Consider the following 229-nt stretch of genomic DNA (forward strand, 5'->3'; position numbering starts at 1 on the left):
GGTGCATCCGAGAGGATTCGAACCTCTGACCGCTCGGTTCGTAGCCGAGTACTCTATCCAGCTGAGCTACGGATGCCCTGCATGTGCTTTACGCTTTACTTTCGTACTGTTCAGTTGCTTATTCACAACTGCTTGCGTCATACCTTGATGAAATATGGTGCATCCGAGAGGATTCGAACCTCTGACCGCCCGGTTCGTAGCCGGGTACTCTATCCAGCTGAGCTACGGA

The 229-nt window shown here is 52.4% G+C and carries 1 tRNA gene; it reads right to left on the reverse strand.

What is annotated here, in order from left to right:
- Positions 1-2: 2 nt before the first annotated feature.
- Positions 3-76: transfer RNA gene (locus L975_RS16920), tRNA-Arg, on the reverse strand.
- Between the last annotated feature and the right edge of the window lie 153 nt (positions 77-229).

Source organism: Plesiomonas sp. ZOR0011 (assembly GCF_000800945.1).
In the GTDB taxonomy this organism is placed as follows: domain Bacteria; phylum Pseudomonadota; class Gammaproteobacteria; order Enterobacterales; family CAMTGL01; genus Plesiomonas; species Plesiomonas shigelloides.